At 62.6% G+C, this 852-nt stretch carries 2 protein-coding genes; both read right to left on the bottom strand.

What is annotated here, in order from left to right:
* Positions 1 to 616, bottom strand: a 616-nt coding sequence (locus ASU03_RS20300) for an aromatic amino acid transport family protein (RefSeq protein WP_331456679.1), incomplete at its 3' end; no start/stop codon positions are given.
* 60 nt (positions 617 to 676) lie between these two features.
* Positions 677 to 852 (bottom strand): L-serine ammonia-lyase, iron-sulfur-dependent, subunit alpha (locus tag ASU03_RS20295; protein ID WP_197411310.1); only part of this gene is annotated, 176 nt, incomplete at its 5' end.

Raw genomic sequence — 852 nt, 5'->3', positions numbered from 1 at the left:
GCGGCGACGGCTGGCCCGCGTGGGCAGCGGCCAAGACCGGGCCGTGCCAGTTAGGGGCCGGGGCAAGAGCCAGAAACAGCAAGTGGGCGACAAGCGGGTAGACCAGCACGCTCATGGCCTTGACGATCACGCCCTGGCCGCAACGCAGGATGGCCATCAGGCCGAGGTTCGGCACCAGGGACGGGATCGCCCGGGGCGGCGGCGTCATGTGCAGTTGGTGTTCCATGGAACTGCTGAGGGTGTTGGTCAGGGCGACGCTGTAGACCAGCAGGATCGGGAAGATGGCGAAGAAGTAGAGCAGGGTGATCAGCTTGCCGGCACCGACGCCGAAATGTTCTTCCACCACGTCAGTGATGTCGCCGGATTTGCCCGACAGCACAAAACGCGTCAGCCCACGGTGGGCGAAGAAGGTCATGGGGAAGGCCAGCAGCGCCAGTATGATCAACGGCCAGAAGCCACCGACCCCGGCGTTGATCGGCAGGAACAGGGTGCCGGCACCGATGGCGGTGCCGTAGAGGCCGAGCATCCAGGTGGTGTCGTGCTTGCTCCAGCCGGTTGTTACGGTTTGCGTGACAGAAGCGGGATTTTCGGCAGCTGGTGTACGTACATCGGTCATCGTTATTGCCTCGTTATGATTTTTGCGCGGGCTCACGTTGGGGCGGTTAGGGGATGCTCGTCAGCAGGCCACCCAGTGCATGGCCAGGCGGCAACGTGAAGTTTCTTTGTACTTGTCATGCATATCGGCGCCGGTATCGCGCATGGTGCGGATTACCCAGTCGAGGGAGATAAAGTGCTTGCCGTCACCGCGCAGGGCCATTTGCGTGGCGTTGATGGCTTTGACGGCGGCAATCG

The sequence above is a fragment of the Colwellia sp. TT2012 genome, from assembly GCF_001440345.1.
Taxonomy (GTDB): Bacteria; Pseudomonadota; Gammaproteobacteria; order Enterobacterales; family Alteromonadaceae; genus Colwellia.
This window is presented reverse-complemented; position numbering and strand designations above follow the sequence as displayed.